The following is a 22,684-nucleotide window of genomic DNA, read 5'->3' as shown; positions in this document are numbered from 1 at the left end:
GCTCCTACGCGACGAAGGTGCGCGGCGGCTCCGCCCCGCCGCCGCCCGCTCCGGTGGCCACCAGCCGGGCCGCGGCGGCCAGCCGGGCCGCCGCCTCCTCGGCCACCGGGCCGCCGACGGTGAAGGGGAGCCGGACGTATCCCTCGAAGGCCCCGTCGACACCGAACCGGGGTCCCGAGGGGACCCGTACGCCCACCCGCTCCCCCACCTCGGCCAGCCGGGAGCCGGAGAGCCCGCCCGCGCGGGCCCACAGGGTCAGGCCGCCGAGCGGGACCCGGAACTCCCACTCCGGCAGCTCCCTGCGGACCGCCGCCACCAGCGCGTCCCGGTTCTCCCGGGCCTGGTCGCGGCGGATCTCCACGGCCCGCTCCCAGCCGCCGGTGCGCATCAGCCAGTCCACCGCGAGCTGTTCCAGCACGGGCGTGCCCAGGTCGGCGTAAGCGCGCGCGGCCACCAGGCTGCGGATGACGTCGGGCGCCGCGCGGACCCAGCCGATGCGCATGCCGGCCCAGAAGGCCTTGCTGGCGGAGCCGACCGTGATGACGGTGGAGCCGGCCGGGTCGAAGGAACAGACCGGGCGGGGCATCTCCAGCGCCGGGTCGAGCTGGAGCTCGACCATGGTCTCGTCGGCGACGAGGACGGTGCCGGCCGAGCGGGCGGCCTCCACCATCGCGCGGCGCTGCTCGTCGGAGGCCAGGGCCCCGGTCGGATTGTGGAAGTCGGCGACCACGTAGGCGAGGCGGGGGGCCGAGTCCCGCAGGACCTGGCGCCAGACGTCCATGTCCCAGCCGGTCAGCCCCTCACCCATGGCGACGGGCACGAGGCGGACCCCGGCGGCGCGCATGAGCTGGAGGATGTTGGCGTAGGACGGGGATTCGACGGCGATCCGCTCGCCGCGCCCCGCGAAGAGGCTGCAGATGGCGTCGATGGCCCCCATCGCGCCCGTGGTGACCATGATCTGCTCGGGCATGGTCGGGATGCCGCGCTCGGTGTAGCGGTCGGCGAGCATGCGGCGCAGCGCGGGCAGGCCGGCCGGGTAGTCCCCATGGGTGTGGGCGTACGGCGGGAGTTCCTCCAGGGCGCCCTGGACGGCCTTGGTGAGCCAGGGCTCGGGGGCCGGGAGGGCGGCGCAGCCGAGGTCGATCATCGAGCCGAGGGACTCGGGGGGCAGCGGCTCCAGGCCGCGGGCCGGCATGGGGTTGCCGGCGGGCACGGAGGTCCAGCTGCCCGCGCCCCGGCGGGATTCCAGGAACCCCTCGCCGCGCAGGGCCTCGTAGGCGGCGGCGACGGTGGTGCGGCTGACGGAGAGGGACACCGCCAGCTCCCGCTCGGCGGGGAGGCGGGCGGCGACGGGGATGCGGCCCTCCAGGACGAGCAGGCGGATCCCGTCCGCGAGCGTGCGGTACGCGGGCAGCTTGCGCCCGCCGGGCGGGGCGGTCCGGCCCTGCTGGGAGGTGATGAGCCGGCCGAGCTGTGCGGCACCGACGGCCGAGGTCCACTGCGCCATGTCGTCCGGTCCACCTTCGTCGAATTGGCCCCTGCCGGCCCGCGGGGGCCGGCATTGGATTGGTTCTGCGGGGTCCAGGGTGCCACGGAGCGCCCCGCGCGAAGCAGGGAGGCCCCGGGATCGGGCCCGCCTGCAGCGTCCGGAGGATGCCCCTCGACCTCCTCCCCGCGGCATCCCGGACCTGACACGGCGCGCCCGCTCCTCGCCGGCGGCGGTCCACCCCGGCCCGGTGGCCCGGTAGCACTCCGCCCCGGGCCACCGGACCGCCTGCGTGTGCTCCGGCCTCGATTCCCGGGCGCTGCGGGCCTGAGCCGGCGGGCCGTTCACCGGGCGGCCACCGGGCCGCTCCCGCGCAGGCGGGAGCAGGGGGCATACTGCCGCGGTGACACACGGACGCCTCCCCCACCCTTACCTCGACCACCCCGGTCCGATCCCCTTCGCGCACCGCGGCGGGTCCTCGGACGGGCTGGAGAACACCGCCGCGGCCTTCCGGCGGGCCGCCGCCGCGGGCTACCGGTACTTCGAGACCGACGTGCACGCCAGCGCCGACGGGAAACTGGTCGCCTTCCACGACGCCACCCTGGACCGGATCACCGACGGGCGGGGCCGCATCCGGGAGCTGCCGTGGAGCCGGATCCGCGAGGTCCGGGCCGGCGGGAGCGAGCCCCTCGCGCTCTTCGAGGACCTGCTGGAGGAGTTCCCGGACGCCCGGTGGAACGTGGACATCAAGGACGAGTCCGCCGTGCACCCGCTGGTCGGCCTGATCGCGCGGACCGGGGTCTGGGACCGGGTGTGCGTGGGCTCCTTCTCCGAGCGCCGGGTCGCCCGGGCCCAGAAGATCGCCGGCCCCCGGCTGGCGACCTCCTACGGGGTCGCGGGGGTGGTCGGGCTGCGGCTGCGGTCGCTCGCGATCCCCGCGGCGCTGCGCGCGGGCGCGGTGGCGGCGCAGGTTCCGGAGACCCAGGCGGGCATCCGCGTGGTGGACCGCAGGTTCGTGCGGGCGGCCCACGAGCGGGGGCTCCAGGTGCACGTGTGGACCGTGAACGAACCGGAACGCATGGAGGCCCTCCTGGACCTCGGCGTCGATGGCATCATGACCGACCGGATCGACATCTTGCGCACGGTGCTGGACCGGCGCGGAGCCTGGGCCTGACCGGCCCGAACGGCTGCGCGCCCGGTGGCGGCGGCCGAAGCGGTACGGGGACCAGCGAGGGGGCACCGATGAGTGCGCGGACGACGGAAGACGCGGAACCGGGGGCCGGGGACGGCGGACCGGAGGCCGCCGGGGCCGAGGCCGCGGCGGCGGCGCGCAAGCGCGAACAGCACGGCTGGTACTTCTACGACTTCGCCAGCTCGGTCTACTCGACGAGCGTGCTCACGGTGTTCCTCGGGCCGTACCTGACGGCGGTGGCCAAGGCGGCCGCCGACTCCGACGGATACGTCCACCCGCTGGGCATCCCGGTGCGGGCGGGCTCGTACTTCGCGTACACCGTGTCGGCCTCGGTGATCGTGGCCGTCCTGATCATGCCGCTGGTGGGCGCCCTGGCCGACCGGACCGGCCGCAAGAAGCCGCTGCTGGCGGCGGCCGCGTACACGGGCGCGACGGCCACCGCCGGGATGTTCTTCCTGGGCGGCGACCGGTACCTGCTGGGCGGGCTGCTGCTGATCGTCGCGAACGCCTCGCTGTCGTGCTCCGTGGTGGTCTACAACTCCTATCTGCCGCAGATCTCCACCCCCGGGGAGCGGGACAGCGTCTCCTCGCGCGGCTGGGCCTTCGGGTACACCTCGGGCGCCTTCGTGCTCGTACTGAACCTGGTGCTCTACCAGGGCCACGACTCCTTCGGGCTCTCCGAGGGCGAGGCCGTACGGATCTGCCTGGCCTCGGCGGGGCTGTGGTGGGGCGCCTTCACGATCGTCCCGCTGCGCCGGCTCCGGGACCGGGCCGTGGTCCGGGAGCCCGGGGAGGGTCCGCCGGTCAGCGGCTGGAAGCAGCTCGTGGCCACGCTGAAGGACATGCGGCGCTACCCGCTGACCCTGTCGTTCCTGCTGGCGTACCTGATCTACAACGACGGCGTGCAGACCGTGATCTCCCAGGCCTCCGTCTACGGCTCCGAGGAGCTGGAGCTGGATCAGTCCACGCTGATCGTGGCCGTTCTGCTGGTGCAGATCCTGGCGGTGGCGGGTGCGCTGGGGATGGGCCGGCTGGCCGTCCGGTACGGCGCCAAGCGGACGATTCTCGGATCGCTGGTGGCCTGGGGCGTGACGCTGGCCGCCGGGTACTTCCTGCCGGCCCGGACCCCGGTGTGGTTCTTCGCACTCGCCGCGATGATCGGACTGGTGCTGGGCGGCAGTCAGGCGCTGTCGCGTTCGCTGTTCTCGCACATGGTCCCGGCGGGCAAGGAGGCCGAGTACTTCTCGGCGTACGAGATGAGCGACCGGGGGCTGAGCTGGGTGGGCCCCCTGGTTTTCGGGCTGACGTACCAGGTCACGGGCAGTTACCGGGACGCGATCATCTCGTTGGTGGTCTTCTTCGCACTGGGTTTCGTGCTGCTCGCCCGAGTGCCGGTGCGGCGCGCCGTGAAGGCGGCGGGGAATCCTGTACCCGAGCGGATCTGACCAGGGATCCGACGGATGCGAGGGGCTACGGGCGCGCGAATTCGGAACGAATTTCGACGTTCAAGCTAAGGGCCGGTAGTGTACGCCTTTGGCCTGCCAGGCGGACCGTTACTGCGTGCTTATGAAGTGAAGACGTTGGGTGACATCTGCTGCCAGATGTGACAAAACGGGCACTGGTGGGTACAACAAGGGGCGGTACGACGGGCGACGCATGACCCGGAGCGGGAATCTATACCGCCGACCGGACGTTGACCGGATGACGACGACAGCGACACCTGTCCTGTGGGCGACAAGCCCGGGAGGCACGATTCATGAGTGAGCGAGCTCTCCGCGGTACGCGGCTCGTGGTTACCAGCTACGAGACGGACCGCGGCATCGATCTGGCCCCGCGCCAGGCGGTGGAGTACGCATGCCAGAACGGACATCGATTTGAGATGCCGTTCTCGGTTGAGGCAGAAATTCCGCCGGAGTGGGAGTGCAAGGCGTGTGGCGCCATGGCACTCCTGGTTGACGGGGATGGGCCCGAAGAGAAGAAGGGCAAGCCTGCGCGAACGCACTGGGACATGCTCATGGAGCGGCGCACCCGCGAGGAGCTGGAGGAAGTGCTGGCCGAGAGGCTGGCGGTCCTTCGTTCCGGCGCCATGAACATTGCCGTGCATCCGCGGGACAGCCGCAAGTCCGCCTGACAGCCGGACGCCACAGCGGCGCAGTAAGACAGCACGAAGCGGAGGGGCCCACCACACAGCGTGTGGTGGGCCCCTCCGCTTCGTGCTGTCCGGTCTGGCTGTCGGCCGGTCAGGAGGTCAGGCTGACGACTCAGGGGGTCAGCGGCGGCCGGTGGCCGTTGTCGGTGCGCTGCGGAGCGTCCTCGCGGATGACCTCGCCGTGGATGACCTCACCCGGGACGACCTTGCCGTCCGGGTAGTGGATCCGGGCCTGCTGGAAGGCGTCGCCGAAGGAACCGGCCGGTGCGGAGGCCATCTTCCGCTCCAGGGAGCCGGCGGCCCGGCGGCCGATCCAGGCGCGGACGGGCGGGAGCAGGAGCAGCAGACCGGCGGCGTCGGAGATCAGGCCCGGCATCATCAGGAGCAGACCGGCCAGCATGGTCAGGCCGTTGCCCGTGCCGGGCTTGCCGGGCTGCGGCGGCGTCGGCTGACGGCCCTCCTGGGCCTGCTGGAAGGTCTCCGCCAGGTTCTTGAAGGCGCGTCGCCCGGCCCGCTTGATGACCACCGCACCCAGCACCAGGCCGCCCGCGAGCAGCAGGGCGACACCGCCGGCGCCGACCACTCCGGCGACCTGGCCGAGCAGCCAGATCTCCAGGATCAGCCAGGCCGCGATGGCCAGGGGGAGGTACGTACGGGCGGGCGAACGCCGCCGGGGGGCCGTAGAGGTCGGAACTCCGGTCGTCATATCCCCAGTGTGCCTGGGCCGGCGTAAAGACGTCCTCAGCCGGAGGTACCGGACATCCCCTAGGGGGCGCGCCTACTTGCCCCGGGGCTTGCCCGTCAGCTTGTCCGTCAGCTTGTCCGAGAGCTTGCCCGCGTGCTCCTTCAGGCCCCACTGGGTGACCCTCCAGAGGGCCTCCACCACGATGTCCTTGCTCATCTTGCTGTCGCCGAACTCGCGCTCGACGAAGGTGATGGGCACCTCGACCACGCGGAAGCCCTTCCGCACGGCCCGGCGGGCCAGGTCGACCTGGAAGCAGTAGCCCGCCGAGGCCACGTCGGCCAGGCCCAGGCCTTCGAGGGTCTCCCGGCGGAAGGCGCGGTAGCCGCCGGTCACGTCGCGGATCGGGACGCCCAGCATCAGCCGGGAGTACGTGGACCCGCCCCGGGAGAGGAACTCGCGGCTCTTGGGCCAGTTGACGACCCGGCCGCCCGGCACCCAGCGGGAGCCCAGCACCAGGTCGGCGCCCTCCAGGGCGGTGAGCAGCCGGGGCAGCTCCTCGGGCTGGTGGGAGCCGTCGGCGTCCATCTCGATGATGACGCCGTAGCCGTTCTCCAGGCCCCACCCGAAGCCGGCCAGGTAGGCGGCCCCGAGGCCCTCCTTGCCCTTGCGGTGCAGGACGTGGACCTGGTCGTCCGCGGCCGCCAGCTCGTCGGCGAGCTTTCCGGTGCCGTCCGGGCTGTTGTCGTCGGCCACCAGGACGTGGGCCCCGGGTACAGCCGCGCGGACGCGGCCGACGATCAGCCCGATGTTCTCCGCCTCGTTGTAGGTCGGAATGATCACCAAGGCCGTGCCGAGCGGTCCGTAGCTTCGCTGTCCGCCGTCGCTCACTGATTCCCCTTTTGCGTTCTCGTACATCCAGTACGTCGTGTCGCAGAGGATGATTTTAGAACAGCGATCGGGGCCCGCGGTCCTTCGGGCCGGACCGGCTCCCGCTGGCTGCGGGCCGCCTGACCGTTGTCTACTGGACCGCGGGGCCCCGATCTGAGGCCACCGGCCCCCAATTCTCCTGCGGAGCAGGGGGGACGCCCTTGCGGCGAAACCTTCCCTCGCCCCCGAGGCGCGGGCGCGGCTGAGCGATCGGCTCCGTCCGGTTCGGACGTCCGGTGGTGGACCCGGCCGAACCTATCCGGGTCCGGCCGCCCTCGCCGAACCACGGCCACCCGCATCACCCCTGTGGCCGTACGAATACCTCCCGGCCGCCGACCACGGTGGCCAGGCAGACCGGCAGCTCGCCGCCGGGGGTCAGGTCCGGCAGTCCGGGGGTCCCGGAGCGGGGGTCCGTGGACCAGCGGGCGACCCGGTCGTCGGGGGCCTGGACGACCAGTTCGGCCGTGTCCCACACCGCGTAGTCGGCCGGGGCGCCGGGGACGAGGATGCCCGCGTCGTCGCGGCCCAGGGCCCGCCAGCCGCCGCGCGTGTGGGCGGCGAAGGCAGCCCGTGCGGAGATGCGGTGGGCGGGGGTGTGGTGGAAGGCGGCCGCCCGGACGGTGCCCCAGGGGTCGAGCGGGGTGACCGGGGCGTCGGAGCCGAAGGCCAGCGGGACGCCGGCCTTGAGCATGGCCGCGTACGGGTTGAGGGTGCGGGCGCGCTCGGCGCCGAGCCGGTCGGCGTACATGCCCCGCTCACCGCCCCACAGCGCGTCGAAGGCGGGCTGCACGGAGGCCGTGAGGCCAAGCTCCGCGAAGGCGGCGATGGTGGCCGGGGTCATCATCTCGGCGTGCTCCACGCGGTGCCGGGCGGCGCGGACGCGGTCCAGGCCGACCTTGTCGGCGGCGGCCCGGACCCCGGTGACCACGGCGGTGATCGCGGCGTCCCCGATGGCGTGGAAGCCCGCCTGGAGGCCCGCCTCGGTGCAGGCGGCGACGTGTTCGGCGACGGCCCGCGCGTCGAGGTAGTCCGTGCCGGTGTGCTCCGCGTCGGCGTACGGGTCGTGCAGACAGGCGGTGTGCGAGCCGAGGGCGCCGTCGACGAAGAGGTCGCCGGCCGCCCCGACGGCGCCGAGTTCCTTGACCAGGGCGAGGTCCCGGTCGGCCCAGTAGCCGAAGACCCGCGGGCCCGGGTGGGTCCGCGCCAGCTCCATGAGGGCGGTGAAGTCCTCCGGGGAGGAGATCTCCGGGCCGCCGCACTCGTGGACGGAGCCGATCCCGAGGGAGGCCGCCCGGTCGAGGGCGGCCCGCTGGGCCTCGGCGCGCTGGGCCGGGGTGAGGGCCCCGAGCGCGGCGCGGCGTACGGCGTGGTGGGCGTCGCGGGTCAGCGGTTCGTCGGCGGCCGCACTCACCTCGGGGACGAGCCGGAGCATGGCCGTGGTCACCACGGCGGAATGCGCGTCGATGCGGCTGAGGTAGAGCGGGCGGCCGCCGGTGGCCTCGTCGAGCTCCTGCCTGCGCGGGGCGCGGCGTTCGGGCCAGCGGGCGGCGTCCCAGCCGTGGCCCAGGAGCACCCGGTCGCCGGGGCGGGCCCCGGCGTACGCGCGCACGCGCTGGAGGGCTTCGGCGAGGGAGGCGGCCGTGGACAGGTCCAGGCCGGTCAGGGCGAGGCCCGCGGAGGTGGTGTGCACGTGGGCGTCGGTGAAGGCGGGGGTGACGAGCGCCCCGCCGAGGTCGACGACCTCGTCCACGCCCTGCGCGAAGGCGTCGGCGGCGCCCTCGGAGCCGACCCAGGCGATGTGGCCGCGCTCGACGACCATCGCGGTGGCGAAGGGATCGGCGGGGCTGTGGACCTCTCCGCCGCGGAGGAGGACCGTGCGGGGGCCTCCGGCTGTGGGGGCGGGGGCGGGCCTTCCGGCGGCGTTGGCGGAGTAGGCGATGGTGCGGTCTGTCATGCCGACAGTCTGGCGGGTGCGGTGCGCTCCGCGGACCGCGGCCCCTCCGCGGCGGGCCCGGGGGCCCGGGGGCCCGGGGGGATCCCCTACCCGCCCTTCGCCCGTTCCCCGGGGCCGGACCCCGGACCCCGCTCCTCGAATGCCGGAGGGGCTGGAGTCGGGCGGCGGGGGTGGAGTTGGCCGGCGGGGGTGGAGTTGCTCAGACCCGGGGCGGGCGGGCCTCGTACGGGGTGGAGAGGACCACCGTCGTGCGGGTGGAGACGTGGGCCAGGGCGCGGAGGCGGCCCAAGAGGTCCTCCAGCTCCAGCGGGGTGGCCACGCGGACCTTGAGGATGTAGTTCTCGTCGCCCGCGACGCTGTGGCAGGCCTCGATCTCGGGGACACCCGCCAGCCGCTCCGCGATGTCGTCCGGATCGCTCGGGTCGAAGGGCTTGACCGAGATGAAGGCCGTGAGGGGAAGGCCGACGGCCTCGGGGTCGACGACCGCCGCGTAACCGCGGATGACCCCGCGCTGCTCCAGCCGGCGTACTCGCTGATGGACCGCCGACGTGGACAGTCCGGTGGCCTTGCCCAAGTCCGTGTAGCTCATCCGCCCGTCCCGTACGAGCAGATCCACGATCTGGCGGTCCAGCTCCTCCATTGCGCTCATAGCCGCACAACTTACGGCCCCGAACCGTTCAGGCCCAGCCGTGTCCACGGATTGAGGTGGCACCTGCGGCGGGCATGTGACCAAGGCCACAGGGGTACGCGGGCGTACGGCGGCCGGATGTGGTTACTCGTGCCGCGCGACGGGAAGTGCTTGGGGTGGCCGTGGCCGAAGAACCTGCCCGCCCGGCCCACCCAAGGGGGAGTACATCCATGCTGAACACCAAGCGCGCCGGTCGCACCGAACCGGAGCCCCTGGAAATCGTCGAGAGCGGTTACGCCGACGACGACGACTACCTCGAATACGCCGAGGGCTTCGAGATCCACCACGCGACCTGCCCCGACTGCGGCCAGTCGATCGCCCTCGTCGCGGACGAGGAGTTCCTGCCGGAGCACGCCCTCTGCCCGAGCCCGTGGAACCCCTTCGGGCTCACGGTGTGCGCGGGCACCGGGCGGCCCGCCTCCGACGCGCTGCCCACCCTCGACTTCGGTGACGGCGAGGCCACGGAGCTGGAGCCCGTCGTCCACCTGGCGCTGCCGCAGGGCCTGGACTGGCGGACGCAGCCCTTCTCGCACGTCGGCGGCCCCGGCTCGCGGCCCGTGCGGGTGCCGGCGCCCGCGGTGATGCCGCAGATGCGCCAGCACGCGCAGGCCGCCTGAGCACGGGCCGAGCGGTACCGGGGCGGCTACCAGTACGTTCCCTGCACCATGGCGGTGAGGCTGGCATGGTGCAGGATCAGGCTGTCGGGATCCGCCGGGATCTCCACCTCACCGAAGTGCGCCTGCCGGTAGGCGATGCGCAGCATCACGATCCCGTGCCGCAGGGCGGCGTAGAGCGTGTGGAACTCCATGTCCCGCGGCGCGTGCCCGGTGAGTTCGGCGTACCGGCGTTCGATGTCCTCGCGGCGCAGGAAGTCCGGCAGGCCCGGCTGGCCGAAACCGACCGTCAGGTCCTGGAAGAACCGGTGCAGGTAGACGGTCCAGCCGAGGTCGACCTCGCGCGGGGCGCAGGCCGCCATCTCCCAGTCGAGGACGGCCACGGGTTCGAAGCCGTCGGCCTCGAAGATGACGTTGCCGATGCGCGCGTCGCCCCAGTTGAGGACGGCCGGGCCGCCCTCGTCGGCCGGCCAGAGCTCTTCGAGGCGGGCGAACGCCCGCTCCAGGAGGGGTGATCGGGGCTTTCCCTCAACCACCCAGTCGTAGTAGGCGCGTTGGGACTCGACGTGGCGGCGCAGCGGGCTGCCGTCGCCCTCCGGGAGGAGGAACCGGGCCTCCTCGGGCGGGAACTGGTCGTGCAGCCGGGCGAGCAGCGCGATGCTCGACTCCTGGAGCGCGGCGCGTTGCGCGTCGGTCGCGGCGTGCAGCCAGTTCCCCTCGTAGGTGTAGGGCATCACGTCGGGCGGTACGCGCCCTTCGGCGCGGGCCATCACGAAGAACGGGGCTCCGAGCGGGCCGGGGTCCTCTTCCAGCCACTGCACGCGCGGGACCGGCAGGTCGGTGTGGGCGGCGACCAGGCTCATGACCCGGTGCTGGCGGGGCATGTCGTACGTCGGGAAGACGGTGTAGGCGGCCGGGTCGGCGGCGAGGCGCAGGGCGCAGGCGTGGAGGGGGGCGTCGGGGTGCTCTATGTCGAAGAGCAGGGTCTCGCTGGACATGCCGTTGGAGCCCGGGACGGAGATGTTGGTGACCTTGGCGCCGGGGAGCTCGGCGTCGAGCCAGGCGGCGAGGCGCCGGCCCAGCTCCTCGGGTTCGCGGGTGGAGGTACGGGGGCGCGGTGCCGGTCCTGCCATGGGAAACCCGTTCTCTGGATTGGCCGTTGAGGTGTGAGGCGTCGGGCGTGCGGTGCCGGGCGTGAGGTGCCGGGCCGGGGCTACGGGGCGACCGAGCCGTAGTCGGCGAAGCCGCTGGGGTCGTGGCGGCCGAAGCTGCCGTGCTCGAAGATGCCGTAGCCGCTGCGGCCTTCGAGGGTGAAGCGGGCCGAGTGGTCGGTGACCCCGAAGGCGGCCATGGGGTGGGCCGCGGGGTCGGAGAGGTCGTAGGTGCGACGGTCGGTCCAGGCGCGGCCCTGCCAGGTGCCGTGCTGCCAGTCGGAGGCGGGCGGGTAGCCGGCCCCGACGGCGAGCGGGGAGGAGTTCAGGATCTCCACGCCGAGTTCCAGCGGTTTGCGGCCGGCCGGGTCGGTGAGGTGGACGACGGCGCTCACGGGGTGACGGCCGCCCGGGCGGTAGCGGATGTCGGTGTGCGGCCAGCCGAGCTGGACGTCGTGGCGGCCGCTGTCTTCGGGGAACACCTGGACGGCCTCGCTGAGCGCCCGGTGGCCGTCGGCGTCCTCCTGGGTGATGACCATCAGGAAGCGGTCCTCGAACCGGACCGGGATCCAGAGCCAGTGGAACCCTTCGGGGCGGTGCTCCTCGGCGGCGCGGCCGCCCTCTTCGCCGGGGATGGGGCGCACGCCCCAGCTCCGGTCGCGGGTGCCGGTCCAGTCGGCGTCGAGGGCGAACTCCTCCCCCTTGGCGCGGATGGTGCCGGTGACGCTGCCGGCCTGGACGAAGCGGCGGCCTTCGAGGATGAGGCGGTCGCCCCGGCGCTGGGTGTGGTGCGGCTCCCAGACGGCGGGGAACCCGGCGGTCCAGGTGATGTCGTACGAGAGCCCGTCGGGGTCCTCCGGGTCGGCGGCGCAGGAGAGGGTGAGCCGGCGGAGGGGTTCGTCGACGGTGATGCGGAGCGGGCCGACGGAGAGGTTCATGCGGTCGTCGGTGAGGGCGTCGGAGGCGCGGACCGCGAGGAGTTCGTCGCCGAGGCGGAGGGTGGCATAGGCGTCTATGACCCCGGCGTTGGGGTAGACCCCGAGGCCGAGGATCAGGACGGCGCGGCCCGCGTGGTCGAAGACGTGGAAGATGCAGCGGTCGTAGGCGTTGCGGTCGCCGGTGACGAGGTGCTTCATCGACAACGGGGCCTGGTGGATGGGGTATTCGTCGAGCGGTACGGGCCGGTCGGCGGGCATGGCGAACCTCCGTGGACGGGTGCGGGGGGGTGACACCTGGGCGGAGATGACGGTACGTCAGATCACGGTCCGGGGAACAGGGTTGTGGCACGAACTGGCAGGGAGACACATCGTGCGGAGGCCCGGGCGGGGCGCGGGCCTCGGACACCGTGCCTCCGCTCCGGGACCGCACGGACCCGGAGCCACCCCTGGCCCGCCGGGGCCGCCCCGCTCCGCCGGGGCCACCCCGGGCCCGCCTTGCGGGTCGGGGGTCACCGGCCCCGGACCGCGGGGCCCGGGTTCCGAGGCAGGGACGCGGGGCGTGAGGCCCGGGCCGTGAGGCGCAGGGCCCGGGGCGCGGGCGGGGCGCGGGGCCGCACCGCGGGGCCCGGGGCACAGGCCGTAAGGCACGGGGCCAGGGCCGTAGCGCGCAGCGCGGGCCGCCCGGCACCGGGCGCAGCACGGGCCGCCCGGCTCCAGGCGCAGCGCGGGCCGTCAGGGTCGGGGCGGGGGTGGGGGTGGGTGGTTCGCCGGGGTGGGGGCGTGTTGGGTGGGGTTCGGCTCGACGGTTGTTCGGCCTCGGCGAGTGGCCCGGGGCCGTAGCGGGGTCAGGCGGTGTCCAGGCCGTCTACGAGGCGGTTGAGGAATCGGGTGAAGGTGGCTTCGGGCGTGAGGGGGCGTCCCGGGGCGGCGAGGGCTTCGGCGAGTTCCGGGTGACGGCCGTCCGCTGCCACAGCGGCGAGGTAGCGGGCTTCGGCCGCGAGGCGGTCGGGGGAACGCAGGGCCGCAGCCGCCGCGATCTCATGGGTGACGTGCCCGGCCACGAACGCGGTGAGCTGCGCGAAGACCTCCAGCTTCGCCGCACCGTCCAGTCCGGTGGGCCGCAGGGCGGCCAGCGCCCGCTCCAGGAAGGCCAGGGTGTGGGGGCCCGGGACGCGGCGGGCGGCCAGCGCGGCGGGCAGCCAGGGGTGTCGCAGCATGTGGGCGCGCTGGAGGTGCGCAATGGCCTTCAGCTCGGCGCGCCAGTCGCCGGCGGGCGCGCCCGCGGTCGGCAGTTCGCCGCTGACGTGGTCGACCATCAGCTCCAGCAGCGTCTCCTTGTCGGGGGCGTAGCTGTAGAGCGACATGGCGCCGGCGCCGACCTCGGCCGCGACCCTCCGGATGGTGACCGCTTCGAGCCCCTCCGCGTCCGCCAGGGCGACGGCCGCCGCCGTGATCGCCTCTCGACTGAAGGAGGGCTTGCGGCCCCTGCGGGGCTTTGCGGAGCCCAGCCAGAGCTGCTCGGGGTCGACGCCCGGCGCGCCGGTCTCTCCCGTACGGGGCACGGTCCGCACCCCCTCCCTTGATCGAGCCGGCCCTTGCGGGTCCCATCCAAGCATGGGCTATTCTCGTACAGCGTACGGATAGCGAGGAGGGGAACGAGTGAGGTTAACGATGAGGCGAACGATGGCAGCGCACCCGCACGGTCCTGCGACGAGGACGTCCTGGACACCGCCTTCCGGCAAGCCGCCACTGAGCTCACGGATCATGAGGGCGACCTGGAAGGGCCTGCCGGCCCGGCGGCACGCCGTCGGGTGGGAGCCGGGGCTGCCGGTGCCGGCCGCCGATGGCAGCCCGCTGATCACGGACCACTACTTCCCGCGCGCCGAGGGCGACTTCCCCACCCTCCTGGTCCGCTCTCCGTACGGCAGGGCTCTGCCCTGGTCCCCCATGTACGGCGTGCTCTTCGCCGAGCAGGGCTTCCACGTGGTGCTGCAGAGCTGTCGCGGCACCGGTGGTTCCGGCGGCGCGTTCGACCTGTGGCGCAACGAGGCCGCCGACGGCCGGGCCGCCGTGTCCTGGCTGCGCGGGCAGCCCTGGTTCAACGGAACGCTGGGGACCGTCGGCCCCAGCTACCTGGGATACGCGCAGTGGGCCCTCGCCGCGGACCCGCCGCCGGAGCTGAAGGCGATGGTGGTGCAGGTGGGGCTGCACGATCCGCACGCCCTGTTCCACGCGGACGGAGCGCTCCGCCTGGAGAACGCGCTCGCGGTCGGCGTCGGCATGACGTATCAGCACCGGGGGTTGGCACCGTTCGTGAAGGCGACCCTGCGCCTGCGGCGGCGCCTGCGCGAGGTCACCACCGCGCAGCCGCTGCGCGGGGCGCACGCGTCCGCCCTCGGGGGCGACGCGCCCTGGCTGGACGAGGTGATGGCGCACCCGGACGCCGAGGACCCGTACTGGGACGGCGCGTCGCTGGCGGCGGTGGCGCGGCGGCTGAAGGTGCCGACCGGCCTGATCACCGGATGGCACGACGTGCTGGGCGACCAGACGTTCGAGCAGTACCGCCGGCTCCGTGAGGCCGGGTGCGAGACCTCCTTGCTCGTCGGCCCCTGGACCCATACGTCGGCGCTGCAGCAGGGGTGGCCCGAGGTGTTCGCCGAGACGCTCGGCTGGCTGCGCGCACACCTGTGCGCCGACCCCTCGGCCCTGCGTCCCACGAGGGTGCGCGTGCACGTCGGCGGCGAAGACGACTGGCGGGACGTCGAGGACTGGCCGCCGGCCGCGGTCGCCGGCCCGTGGTTCCCCACCGCGCAGGGGCACCTGATCCGGCAGGCTCCCGCGGAGTCGGAGCCCCTGATCTCGTTCCGCTACGACCCGGCCGACCCCACCCCGTCCCTCGGCGGCCCGCTGCTCTCCCGTACGGCCGGCCCCCGCGACAACAGCGCCCTGGAGGCCCGGGACGACGTACTGACCTTCACCGGTCCGCCGCTGACCGAGCCCCTGGACGTCCTCGGCCCGGTTTCCGCACGGCTGAGCGTCTCCACGGACACCGGCCACGCCGACGTCTTCACCCGCCTCTGCGACGTGGACGCACAGGGCCGCTCGGTGAACGTCTGCGACGGGCTGGGCCGGCTTCGGACGGACGGGCGGGAGCCCTCGCGGATCAGCGTGCCGATGGGCTCCACCGCCCACCGCTTCGCAGTCGGCCACCGCGTCCGCTGGCAGATCAGCGGGGGCGCCCATCCGCGCTACGCCCGCAGTCCCGGGACCGGGGAGTCGCCGTTGGACGCCACCTCCTTCGCACCGGTACGCATCACCCTGCACGCGGACTCGGCACTGACGCTCGCCGCACTTCCCCTCGGTTCCGGGCCCGGCGTCAGCGCGGCCTCGTGATCGGACCGGATGGGACCAGGGACCGGGGACCGGGGACCGGATCGGACCGGATCGGACCGGATCGGATCGGACCGGACCGGACCGGATCGCAACGGTCGGGTCCCGGCGGGGCGCGACCGGGCAGGGTTGGCATCGAAAGGAGGCCTCGTGATCTCGGCACTCAACCGGCTCGTCGATCTCGTCGAGGAGCACCTCGCGGAGGAAGCGGAGGAACTCGACGTCCACGGACTGGCCGCGGAGCTCGGCACGACCGGGTACCACCTGCGCCGGATGTTCTCGTCCCTGACCGGCATGCCGCTGTCGGAGTACGTGCGCCGGCGCCGCATGACCGTCGCCGCCGCCGACGTCGTGCGGGGCGAAGCCGATCTGCTGAGCATCGCCGTCCGCTACGGATACGGCTCGACCGAGGCGTTCGGACGCGCGTTCCGCGCGGTCCACGGCGCCGGCCCCAGCGACGTGCGCCGCGACGGAGGCCCCCTGCGCACACAACCACGGCTCAGGATCCGCCTGACCGTCGAAGGGAGCACCCCCATGGACACCCGCCTCCTCGACCGCCCCGCGTTCCGGCTGGTCGGACACGCCGTCCGGGTTCCGCTCGTCCACCAGGGCGTCAACCCGCACATCCAGCGGCACATCACCGCGCTGCCGCGGGAGGAGCACCTCCGGCTGAAGGCCCTCGGCGACACCGCACCGGCGGGCCTGTTGCAGGTCTCCGACGACGTCGACCCCGACGGCACGGAGGGGAGCGAACTGACCTACCTGCACGGAGTCGCCCTGTCCCGGGAGACCGCGGCTCCCGACGGCCTGGACGCCATCGAGGTGCCGGCCGGCACGTGGGCAGTGTTCCGCACCGCCGGACCCCATCCGCAGGCCCTGCAGACGGCCTGGGCCGCGACCGCGACCGACTGGTTCCCCTCCAACCCGTGGCGGCTGCGGCCCGGTCCCTCGATCGTCACGGTCCTCGAACGCGCCGACGATTTCAGCACCGCGACCTGCGAGCTGTGGCTGCCCGTCGAACCGGCGTGACGGATCGCGGTCCCGGCGCCGGAGGGAGCCCGAGGGGATGGGTCGAACGGATGGGCGGGGTTACCCGTGGGTCCGGTGGCGCGTTGGCCCGGTATGACCACGATGGAGACTTCCACGCCGAAGGTGGGGCGCCGGCGGCGGGCGCCTGCCGCAGGGTACGAAGAATCGGTTCGGCAGGCCCCCGACCCGCCCATCTACCGTGCACTGCTCACCCGGTGGGAGGAGGACGGCCGGACCGTGCCGGGACAGCGCGACCCGGAGTGGTCCCGGATCGCCTCCTCCCCCATCTGGCCGACCGGCCCCCTCTTCGGCGGCTGACCGCTCACGGAGCGAGCAGGCCCGCCGCCCCGGGCCGGTGGGTCAGCGGGATTCCGGGCCCGCCAGGTGGCGGGCGATCACCATGCGCTGGATCTGGTTCGTGCCCTCCACGATCTGGAGGACCTTCGCTTCGCGCATCAGCCGCTCGACCGGGAAGTCGGCCGTGTAGCCGTAGCCGCCCAGGACCTGGACCGCGTCCGTCGTGACGGCCATCGCCGCGTCGGTGCAGAAGAGCTTGGCCATCGCCGCCTGGCGGGAGAAGGGCTTGCCCGCGTCCCGCAGCCGCGCCGCCGCCAGGTACAGCGCGCGGCCCGCCTCGATCTTCGTCGCCATGTCGGCCAGCATGAACCGCAGGCCCTGGAAGTCCGCGATGGGGTGTCCGAACTGCTTGCGGTCCAGCGCGTAGGCCAGGGCCTCGTCCAGGGCGGCCTGGGCCACGCCGATCGCACAGGCGGCGATGCCGAGGCGGCCCGCGTCCAGCGCGGCCAGGGCGATGGTGAAGCCCTGGCCCTCCTCGCCGATGCGGCGCGAGTCGGGGACCCGTACCCCGTCGAAGTGCAGCTGGGCGGTGGGCGAGCCCTTCATGCCCATCTTCTTCTCGGGGACCGCCGCCGTGAGGCCCTGCGCGTCGCCCGGGACCAGGAAGGCCGTGATGCCCTTCGGGCCGTCCACGCCCGTGCGGGCCAGCACCGTGTAGAAGTCGGCGACGCCGCCGTGCGTGATCCAGGCCTTGGTACCGCTGATCAGCCAGTCCTCGCCGTCGCGGACCGCCTTGGTGGTCAGGGAGGCCGCGTCGGAGCCCGAGGACGGCTCGGAGAGGCAGTACGCGCCGAGCAGTCCGCCGCCGAGCATGGCGGGCAGGTGGACGCCCTGCTGCTCCTTGGTTCCGTAGCCGGCCAGGCCGTGACAGGCCAGCGAGTGCACGCTGACGCCGAGCCCGACGGTCAGGCGGGCCGCGGCCAGCTCCTCCAGCACCTGGAGGTAGACCTCGTACGGCTGGTCGCCGCCGCCGAACTCGCCGGCGTACGGGAGCCCGAGCAGTCCGGCCTCGGAGAGCAGCGCGAAGACCTCACGGGGGAAGCGGCCGGTGTCCTCCTCCTCGGCGGCCCGGGGGCGGATCTCCCGCTGCGCGATCTCGCGCACGAGCGCGAGCAGGTCTCGGGACTCCTCGGTGGGCAGCGATCGGTCCACCTGCGGCGCGCGGTCGGTCATGGCGGCGCTCTCCTCACGTTCAAGCACGGGGCGGCGCGTGAGGGTGGTACGCGTCGCCGGGTCTCGGGGCTCACAACCGATGGTGCCCTCCCGGATCGCGGGAAGGTCCTGTTCAAGGGGCTGCGGCGGTTGAGTATGCCCGATCAGGGGCTTCCCGTCACGGGCAGCAGATCCTCCTCGGGGACGGGCGGGGCCGGGCACTCCGGGACGAACTCCTCGATCACCGTCAGCGTCGCGCGCAGCGTGCGCACCAGCAGGGCTCCGACCTCGGCCCGGTCGGGGTGACCCGGGTCGCCGGGAGCCCCGGGCCCGCGGCCCTCCCGGGCCTGCGCGGGGACCTTGGCGGGGGCTCGCGCCGCGGCCTCCGCCGGGCCGATCCAGTCGAGGGTGCTGCCCTCGACGCCCGCGAGCCAGCCGACCAGTGCGAGCCGGGCGACCGGCGGGATCTCGCGGCGGCCGTACGCGCCTTCGGCGATGGTCGCGATGAGTTCCTCGCGGACGGCGTCGCGGATGGCGAGGACCTCGGAGTCCGAGCCGACGCCGCCGGTGACGATGGTCCGGTAGGCGGCCTGGTGGTGCTCGGCGTAGTACAGGTAGCCGTCGATGGTGGTCCGCACCCGCTGCGCGTTGGGCAGTTCGCTCTCGCCCGCGGCGCGGGCCACGAGCTCGGCCACCGAGTCCTCGACGATGGCCAGGTAATAGCCGCGCTTGCTCTTGAAGTAGTAGTAGATGAGCCCCTTGGCCACGCCCGCGTGCTTGGCGATGTCGTCCATGGAGAGCGCGTCGTACGAGGTGTCGGCGAACAACTTGCGCCCGATCGCTATGAGTTCGGCCCGCCGAACCTGCGAACGTCCGGTGGTTCCCCGCTGTTGACTATTATTCAAATTCAGCCCTAGCCTCGAACTGCCACAGGATGCCCGCAGTATGGCAGACCCCCTGGCACCCCCCTTTGCACTCCCCCTGCGCACCGGACGACGTACGGGAGGACCACATCATGGGCACCAGCAGGACCAACACGACCAGGAACGCGCCAGAGGGCCGGGCCGACTGGAAGAAGACCGCCGCCGTCGCGATGCCCGCGATCGTCGCGGTCGGGGCGATGGCCATGGTCATGGCGCAGGGCGCGCTCGCCGCCTCCTTCGCCGTCTCGGGGACCAGTTTCCAGGTCTCCTCCTCCAAGCTGAGCAGCAAGGGCCTGTCCTCCTACGTGCACACCGACCGATCCGTCGACGGCAAGGGACATCCCGTCGCCCTGCTCGGCATCGGCGAGGCCACCCTCACCGACATCTGCCAGGCCGCCGAAGTGGACACCCCGGTGGGCAAGGTGGTCTTCAAACTGACCGCCGGCGGCCCGGCCGGGAACGTCACCGCCAGCAATCTCGTCATCGACGGCGAGGACCTGGCCGGCGACGCCGTCTTCGGGACCGCCCAGATCGGCCGCGACGCCTCCACCCTCGACCAGGTCGGCGGGATCAAGGGCGAGGCCGGAAAGTTCGGCCTCCAGGCCGGGGACATCGAGGTCGTGGACGTGAAGTCGCACGCCTGGTCGGCGACCGGCGGCAACTTCCACCTCAAGGGCCTGAAGCTGAACGTCAGCCTGGACGGCAAGAAGTGCTTCTAGGCCTGCGCGGGCCCGCGGGGCCGGGCAGCGGGTGGCTGGAACGCCGCCTCCCGCTGCCCGGCCCCCGGCGGCGGCTGCGCACCTGGCGCCGCACCCGCCCCTTCTGGGGCGGGCTGCTGGTGATCCTGGGCGGGACCGAGCTACTGCTGGTACCGCTCTCCCCGCTCACCGTGCTGGTCAGCCTGGGCCTCGGCGGGATCGCGGCCATCGGGATCGGCCTCGCGCTGATCGCCGCCGGCCTGTTCCTATGGCTGCTGCCGCAGGCCCGGGCCTACGTCTCGGTCCACGCGCTGCTGCTCTCGGTGCTGTCCTTCGTGGCGACCAATCTCGGGGGCTTCCTCGTCGGGATGCTGCTCGGCATCGCGGGCAGCGCGCTGGCCTTCGGCTGGACCCCGGTGCCCGATCCGGAGGCGGGCGAGGAGGGCCCGTACATCCCGAGCCTGGACGGCAGCGGGCCGCGCACGCTGGCCGCCGCGCTGCCGGTGGTGCTGCTCGCCTCGCTGGTGGCGGGCACCGGGGAGGCGAGGGCCGCCACGGCCGGTCCGCCGATGGCCGCGCGCACTCCCCCGACCGTGACCACCTCGCTCTTCGCTCCCCAGGGGTTCGCCTTCGCGGGGGTCACGTACGTGCCCACGGCGGACGGCCCGCTGAAGGTGCTGGTGCTGCGCATGCGGGCCGCCACGCTCACCGACTACGAGCTGCGCACCCGCGACGGCGGCGAGGAGTACGGGCTCGCCGCGAAGAGGCTCGACCTGAGCGGCGAGGTGACCTTGTACCTGACGAGGTTCAGCGGGTGCATCGAGGGGCTGCTGTGCGTGACCTTCAGCCCGGACGGGCTGCCCGCTCCCCCGGTCATCCCGCCGTTCGTCTTCATGACCCGGGTCAGCGCGGAGCAGGCGCTCGTCACCTCCGACGTGATCCGGACCGACGATCTGCGGCTGGTGGCCTCGTGATCCCCGTACAGGCCGCGCCGCTGTGGGCGTACGGCATCGGCGCCACCTTCGCGGTGGCCGCCGCGCGCCAGCTCCAGTGGTGGGAGCGGTCGGTCCGGGGCGAGGGCGTCCGTACGAGGAGCCGCGCGGCCAATCCGTACCTGGCGCTCACCCTGCTCTACGCGGCCCTGCTGCCCGCCCCCACGGGGGCGTACCTGCTCTGGCAGAACCCGGCCTGGTCGACGATGCACGCGGCCCGCGACCACGACGGGGTGTGGGCCGGCTTCGCCCTCTTCTACGGGGCCTCGGTGGTGGCCGGCGCGCTGCTCGGGTTCCTGACGGCGCGGCTGTTCCTGCTGGTCGGGGCCGGGTACTGGGGGTACCTCCAGGCGGTGGCCGGGTACTTCCTGCTGTTCTTCACCCTGATCCACGGGTGGGACGGCAGGGGGTACGAGCGGCTCCTGAGCGCCGATCCGCGGGCGTTGGCCGACTGGTCCGGGGAGGGTGTCGTGAACGGCGTGCTGGCCTTCGCGACCTCGGGCACCTTCCTGGCCGTGCTGGTCTTCGGGACGGCCGTCATCGGCACGATGCTGCTCGCCGAGATCGGCTGGCTGGTGGAGGGCTGGCGGCTGCCGGGAGCCGCGGCGGACCTCAAGGTGCCGAGGGTGATCGCGGTGGCGATCGCCGGGGCGGGGGTCTACGGGCTGCCGTTCGCGGGGGCGGTGGGCGCGAGCGTCCTCGTCCGGCTGCTGGGGTGGTGGGCCGGGGCCGGGGCGTTCGCCCTGCTGGCCGGGGTGGTGCTGCTGCCGGCGCGGTCGCCCGTACGGGCGCTGTACGGGCTGGTGGGCATTCCGGACCGGCACTGGCGGGTGGAGCCGGAGGCCGGGGCGGAGGGGGAGGCCGAGCCGGAGGCCGGGGCGGAGGCGGAGGCCGGGGCCGGCCGCCGGGGCGGAGGTTAGAAGAACCAGCCGACCTGGGTGACGAACATGGCCACGACCACGACCAGGGTCCAGCCGAGCACGTGCTCCAGCCAGGAGGAGGAATCGTCCTCGGGTCCGCCGGTGCGGACCAGGTTGCGGGCGCGGGCGGTCAGGGCGGCGCTGTGTGCGGTCATGCCTCCAATGTGACAGCGGGGGCGGCCCTCGCGGTAGAGACGACGGTCACGGGTGGCATGTCTCACGCCCCCGGCCGCGCGATGCGGACCGGGGGCGTGCAGGGGGTGCGCTCACGCGCCGGATCGGGTGGTGCGGTCGCGGCCCGCCATGCCCGCCATGGCCAGGGCCAGGCACAGGGCGATACCGCCGGCGAGGACGTTGCTCCACACCGTGCGGGTGGTGCTGACGTCGCCGGAGATGACGAAGGGCGCGACGATCGTCCAGGCGGCGAGACCGACCGCCGTCCAGGCCATGGCATGGGTGCGCTCGTAAGCGGAGCCGAGTCCGCTCATGCACAGGCAGTACGCCAGGCCCGCGATCAGGTTGTTGATCGCCAGCGAGCCGAGCCCGCTGAATCCGGCGATCCACGGTGAGGCGGCGATGTAGAGGCCCGTCATCAGGGCCAGCGCCTCGACGATCTGGGCACTCGGAGTGCTGGTGACCCGCTCGAACCGCGAGCGCATCTCAGCGAGGTCGGGGTGGTGTTCGATTCTCGGTTGGGTGGTCATGGCGGGCTGCCTCCTATGAGAAGCTCCTCTTGCCCTTGTGTCCTTTATCTTGCGCTTACACGCCTTTCGGGGCAACGCGAGCTCTCAGAGCACGCCGACCGCCCGCAGCGCGAGGACCTGGGCGGGGCTCGGCCGGATCGGACCGTAGAGGTAGCAGACGCCTCCGGTGCCGGAGACGACCTTGCCGGCCGCGTTGTACCGCTTGGTCCGCAGCCAGTTGTTCTCGCTTTGGCTACTACACCCCGTCTCACCTGCCGAGCAGTACTCGCGGGAACCGCACAGGGCTCTCACCAGGTGAGATTCAGCTGGATTGAGTAAGACCGAATGAGATTGGCCGAGGGATCTGACGCTCCCCCACCACTCCCCGCCCCCCAAATACTCCCCAGCCGCCCCCCGGCCGACCGCCCCCAGCCAGGCATTCAGCGCCCACCCGCAGAGCCGCCGCGCCGTCGACGGTCCGCCTCCAGAACGCTCACACACTCGCGGCACGCGCGAACCGCCACATCAGGTTCACCCCGCGGGTGCAGCGTCTCAAGTTCCGCCGTCACGACCTCACCCAGCCCGGGATGACGAAAGCAGACCCCCAGGGCCCATTCGTACTGCGCAAGGATCTCGTCCTCCTCCATGCCGGTTCCCCCGTTCACGCGCGATGTCACGCCTTAGGCGGCCGGTCGACGCAGATGACCGGCCAGCATTGATCACAAAAAGCGCAATGTATTGCGCAGACAAAACGAT

21 protein-coding genes and 1 pseudogene are annotated in these 22,684 nt (G+C 73.1%); 9 read left to right on the top strand and 13 right to left on the bottom strand.

Features of this window, described 5'->3' with window-relative positions:
- Positions 1–4: 4 nt before the first annotated feature.
- Positions 5–1,507: a PLP-dependent aminotransferase family protein gene (locus ACIQV3_RS22965; protein WP_403714544.1), complete on the bottom strand. Its 1,503-nt coding sequence runs from the start codon at positions 1,505–1,507 to the stop codon at positions 5–7.
- Between the two features lie 382 nt (positions 1,508–1,889).
- Here ACIQV3_RS22965 and ACIQV3_RS22960 point away from each other — a divergent pair, with 382 nt between their 5' ends.
- The 3 genes from ACIQV3_RS22960 (at position 1,890) to ACIQV3_RS22950 (ending at position 4,809) form a co-directional block, all read left to right on the top strand.
- The gene (locus tag ACIQV3_RS22960) at positions 1,890–2,660 is read left to right on the top strand and encodes a glycerophosphodiester phosphodiesterase (protein ID WP_403714542.1); all 771 of its coding nucleotides are present in this window, start codon (positions 1,890–1,892) and stop codon (positions 2,658–2,660) included.
- Positions 2,661–2,728: 68 nt separating this feature from the next.
- Complete coding sequence (locus ACIQV3_RS22955) at positions 2,729–4,123, top strand: MFS transporter (RefSeq protein WP_403714540.1); 1,395 nt, start codon at positions 2,729–2,731, stop codon at positions 4,121–4,123.
- A gap of 311 nt (positions 4,124–4,434) precedes the next feature.
- Positions 4,435–4,809 carry an RNA polymerase-binding protein RbpA gene (locus ACIQV3_RS22950; protein ID WP_007262928.1) on the top strand — a complete coding sequence of 125 codons (375 nt, stop codon included), beginning with the start codon at positions 4,435–4,437 and terminating at the stop codon, positions 4,807–4,809.
- Between the two features lie 130 nt (positions 4,810–4,939).
- Here ACIQV3_RS22950 and fxsA read toward each other — a convergent pair whose 3' ends face one another.
- The 4 genes from fxsA to ACIQV3_RS22930 form a co-directional block, all read right to left on the bottom strand.
- Complete coding sequence (gene fxsA, locus ACIQV3_RS22945; protein ID WP_403714537.1) at positions 4,940–5,533, bottom strand: FxsA family membrane protein; 594 nt, start codon at positions 5,531–5,533, stop codon at positions 4,940–4,942.
- 72 nt (positions 5,534–5,605) lie between these two features.
- On the bottom strand, positions 5,606–6,427 hold the full coding sequence (locus ACIQV3_RS22940; RefSeq protein WP_403714535.1) for a polyprenol monophosphomannose synthase: 822 nt from the start codon (positions 6,425–6,427) through the stop codon (positions 5,606–5,608).
- Positions 6,428–6,737: 310 nt separating this feature from the next.
- Positions 6,738–8,393 (bottom strand): amidohydrolase, encoded by a 1,656-nt coding sequence (locus ACIQV3_RS22935; protein WP_403714534.1) that lies wholly within the window; start codon positions 8,391–8,393, stop codon positions 6,738–6,740.
- A 199-nt stretch (positions 8,394–8,592) separates the two neighbouring features.
- Positions 8,593–9,033 (bottom strand): Lrp/AsnC family transcriptional regulator, encoded by a 441-nt coding sequence (locus ACIQV3_RS22930; RefSeq protein WP_383954949.1) that lies wholly within the window; start codon positions 9,031–9,033, stop codon positions 8,593–8,595.
- Positions 9,034–9,251: 218 nt separating this feature from the next.
- Between ACIQV3_RS22930 and ACIQV3_RS22925 the strand changes: the two genes are divergently transcribed.
- Positions 9,252–9,698 carry a hypothetical protein gene (locus tag ACIQV3_RS22925; protein ID WP_403714532.1) on the top strand — a complete coding sequence of 149 codons (447 nt, stop codon included), beginning with the start codon at positions 9,252–9,254 and terminating at the stop codon, positions 9,696–9,698.
- Positions 9,699–9,724: 26 nt separating this feature from the next.
- Here the strand turns inward: ACIQV3_RS22925 and ACIQV3_RS22920 are convergent, their stop codons facing one another.
- The 3 genes from ACIQV3_RS22920 to ACIQV3_RS22910 form a co-directional block, all read right to left on the bottom strand.
- Positions 9,725–10,828 (bottom strand): phosphotransferase family protein, encoded by a 1,104-nt coding sequence (locus ACIQV3_RS22920; RefSeq protein WP_403714530.1) that lies wholly within the window; start codon positions 10,826–10,828, stop codon positions 9,725–9,727.
- Positions 10,829–10,908: 80 nt separating this feature from the next.
- Complete coding sequence (locus tag ACIQV3_RS22915; protein ID WP_403714528.1) at positions 10,909–12,042, bottom strand: hypothetical protein; 1,134 nt, start codon at positions 12,040–12,042, stop codon at positions 10,909–10,911.
- Between the two features lie 587 nt (positions 12,043–12,629).
- Complete coding sequence (locus tag ACIQV3_RS22910; protein WP_403714526.1) at positions 12,630–13,400, bottom strand: TetR/AcrR family transcriptional regulator C-terminal domain-containing protein; 771 nt, start codon at positions 13,398–13,400, stop codon at positions 12,630–12,632.
- Between the two features lie 148 nt (positions 13,401–13,548).
- Between ACIQV3_RS22910 and ACIQV3_RS22905 the strand changes: the two genes are divergently transcribed.
- Together ACIQV3_RS22905 and ACIQV3_RS22900 are read left to right on the top strand one after the other, a co-directional pair.
- On the top strand, positions 13,549–15,177 hold the full coding sequence (locus ACIQV3_RS22905) for a CocE/NonD family hydrolase (protein ID WP_403714524.1): 1,629 nt from the start codon (positions 13,549–13,551) through the stop codon (positions 15,175–15,177).
- A gap of 147 nt (positions 15,178–15,324) precedes the next feature.
- Positions 15,325–16,203, top strand: coding sequence for a GyrI-like domain-containing protein (locus ACIQV3_RS22900; protein WP_403714522.1), 879 nt, complete (start codon positions 15,325–15,327; stop codon positions 16,201–16,203).
- A 360-nt stretch (positions 16,204–16,563) separates the two neighbouring features.
- On the opposite strand, the gene ACIQV3_RS22895 is transcribed toward ACIQV3_RS22900, so the two are convergent.
- The gene (locus ACIQV3_RS22895; RefSeq protein WP_403714520.1) at positions 16,564–17,733 is read right to left on the bottom strand and encodes an acyl-CoA dehydrogenase family protein; all 1,170 of its coding nucleotides are present in this window, start codon (positions 17,731–17,733) and stop codon (positions 16,564–16,566) included.
- Between the two features lie 143 nt (positions 17,734–17,876).
- Positions 17,877–18,617 carry a TetR/AcrR family transcriptional regulator gene (locus ACIQV3_RS22890; protein ID WP_403714518.1) on the bottom strand — a complete coding sequence of 247 codons (741 nt, stop codon included), beginning with the start codon at positions 18,615–18,617 and terminating at the stop codon, positions 17,877–17,879.
- A 188-nt stretch (positions 18,618–18,805) separates the two neighbouring features.
- Here ACIQV3_RS22890 and ACIQV3_RS22885 point away from each other — a divergent pair, with 188 nt between their 5' ends.
- The 3 genes from ACIQV3_RS22885 to ACIQV3_RS22875 are packed head-to-tail and all read left to right on the top strand — an operon-like array spanning position 18,806 to position 21,245.
- Complete coding sequence (locus tag ACIQV3_RS22885) at positions 18,806–19,354, top strand: DUF6230 family protein (protein ID WP_403714605.1); 549 nt, start codon at positions 18,806–18,808, stop codon at positions 19,352–19,354.
- A complete protein-coding gene (locus tag ACIQV3_RS22880) occupies positions 19,345–20,307 on the top strand; it encodes a DUF6114 domain-containing protein (protein WP_403714516.1) in 963 nt (320 codons plus the stop codon). Before ACIQV3_RS22885 ends, ACIQV3_RS22880 begins: the two co-directional genes overlap by 10 nt.
- Entirely contained in the window at positions 20,304–21,245 is a 942-nt protein-coding gene (locus ACIQV3_RS22875) for a hypothetical protein (protein ID WP_403714514.1), read from the top strand. The genes ACIQV3_RS22880 and ACIQV3_RS22875 overlap by 4 nt, the downstream gene beginning before the upstream one ends.
- On the opposite strand, the gene ACIQV3_RS22870 is transcribed toward ACIQV3_RS22875, so the two are convergent.
- The 3 genes and pseudogenes from ACIQV3_RS22870 to ACIQV3_RS22860 form a co-directional block, all read right to left on the bottom strand.
- On the bottom strand, positions 21,242–21,400 hold the full coding sequence (locus tag ACIQV3_RS22870; RefSeq protein ID WP_243341628.1) for an SCO1431 family membrane protein: 159 nt from the start codon (positions 21,398–21,400) through the stop codon (positions 21,242–21,244). The two genes, ACIQV3_RS22875 and ACIQV3_RS22870, sit on opposite strands and share 4 nt — an antisense overlap.
- A gap of 111 nt (positions 21,401–21,511) precedes the next feature.
- On the bottom strand, positions 21,512–21,949 hold the full coding sequence (locus tag ACIQV3_RS22865) for an SPW repeat protein (protein WP_403714512.1): 438 nt from the start codon (positions 21,947–21,949) through the stop codon (positions 21,512–21,514).
- Between the two features lie 84 nt (positions 21,950–22,033).
- Positions 22,034–22,174: pseudogene (locus tag ACIQV3_RS22860) on the bottom strand (peptidase C39 family protein); the annotation flags it as partial.
- Between the last annotated feature and the right edge of the window lie 510 nt (positions 22,175–22,684).

Source organism: Streptomyces sp. NPDC099050 (assembly GCF_044759865.1).
Taxonomy (GTDB): domain Bacteria; phylum Actinomycetota; class Actinomycetes; order Streptomycetales; family Streptomycetaceae; genus Streptomyces.
This window is presented reverse-complemented; position numbering and strand designations above follow the sequence as displayed.

Bases quoted from the DNA above. Each gene is read 5' to 3' on its own strand.
- ACIQV3_RS22870 (WP_243341628.1), bottom strand. From the start codon at position 21,400: ATGACCGCACACAGCGCCGCCCTGACCGCCCGCGCCCGCAACCTGGTC.
- ACIQV3_RS22865 (WP_403714512.1), bottom strand. From the start codon at position 21,949: ATGACCACCCAACCGAGAATCGAACACCACCCCGACCTCGCTGAGATG.
- ACIQV3_RS22935 (WP_403714534.1), bottom strand. From the start codon at position 8,393: ATGACAGACCGCACCATCGCCTACTCCGCCAACGCCGCCGGAAGGCCC.
- ACIQV3_RS22910 (WP_403714526.1), bottom strand. From the start codon at position 13,400: ATGCTTGGATGGGACCCGCAAGGGCCGGCTCGATCAAGGGAGGGGGTG.
- ACIQV3_RS22885 (WP_403714605.1), top strand. From the start codon at position 18,806: ATGCCCGCGATCGTCGCGGTCGGGGCGATGGCCATGGTCATGGCGCAG.
- ACIQV3_RS22915 (WP_403714528.1), bottom strand. From the start codon at position 12,042: ATGCCCGCCGACCGGCCCGTACCGCTCGACGAATACCCCATCCACCAG.
- ACIQV3_RS22930 (WP_383954949.1), bottom strand. From the start codon at position 9,033: ATGGAGGAGCTGGACCGCCAGATCGTGGATCTGCTCGTACGGGACGGG.
- ACIQV3_RS22905 (WP_403714524.1), top strand. From the start codon at position 13,549: ATGAGGGCGACCTGGAAGGGCCTGCCGGCCCGGCGGCACGCCGTCGGG.
- ACIQV3_RS22955 (WP_403714540.1), top strand. From the start codon at position 2,729: ATGAGTGCGCGGACGACGGAAGACGCGGAACCGGGGGCCGGGGACGGC.
- fxsA (WP_403714537.1), bottom strand. From the start codon at position 5,533: ATGACGACCGGAGTTCCGACCTCTACGGCCCCCCGGCGGCGTTCGCCC.
- ACIQV3_RS22920 (WP_403714530.1), bottom strand. From the start codon at position 10,828: ATGGCAGGACCGGCACCGCGCCCCCGTACCTCCACCCGCGAACCCGAG.
- ACIQV3_RS22965 (WP_403714544.1), bottom strand. From the start codon at position 1,507: ATGGCGCAGTGGACCTCGGCCGTCGGTGCCGCACAGCTCGGCCGGCTC.
- ACIQV3_RS22940 (WP_403714535.1), bottom strand. From the start codon at position 6,427: ATGTACGAGAACGCAAAAGGGGAATCAGTGAGCGACGGCGGACAGCGA.
- ACIQV3_RS22950 (WP_007262928.1), top strand. From the start codon at position 4,435: ATGAGTGAGCGAGCTCTCCGCGGTACGCGGCTCGTGGTTACCAGCTAC.
- ACIQV3_RS22925 (WP_403714532.1), top strand. From the start codon at position 9,252: ATGCTGAACACCAAGCGCGCCGGTCGCACCGAACCGGAGCCCCTGGAA.
- ACIQV3_RS22895 (WP_403714520.1), bottom strand. From the start codon at position 17,733: ATGACCGACCGCGCGCCGCAGGTGGACCGATCGCTGCCCACCGAGGAG.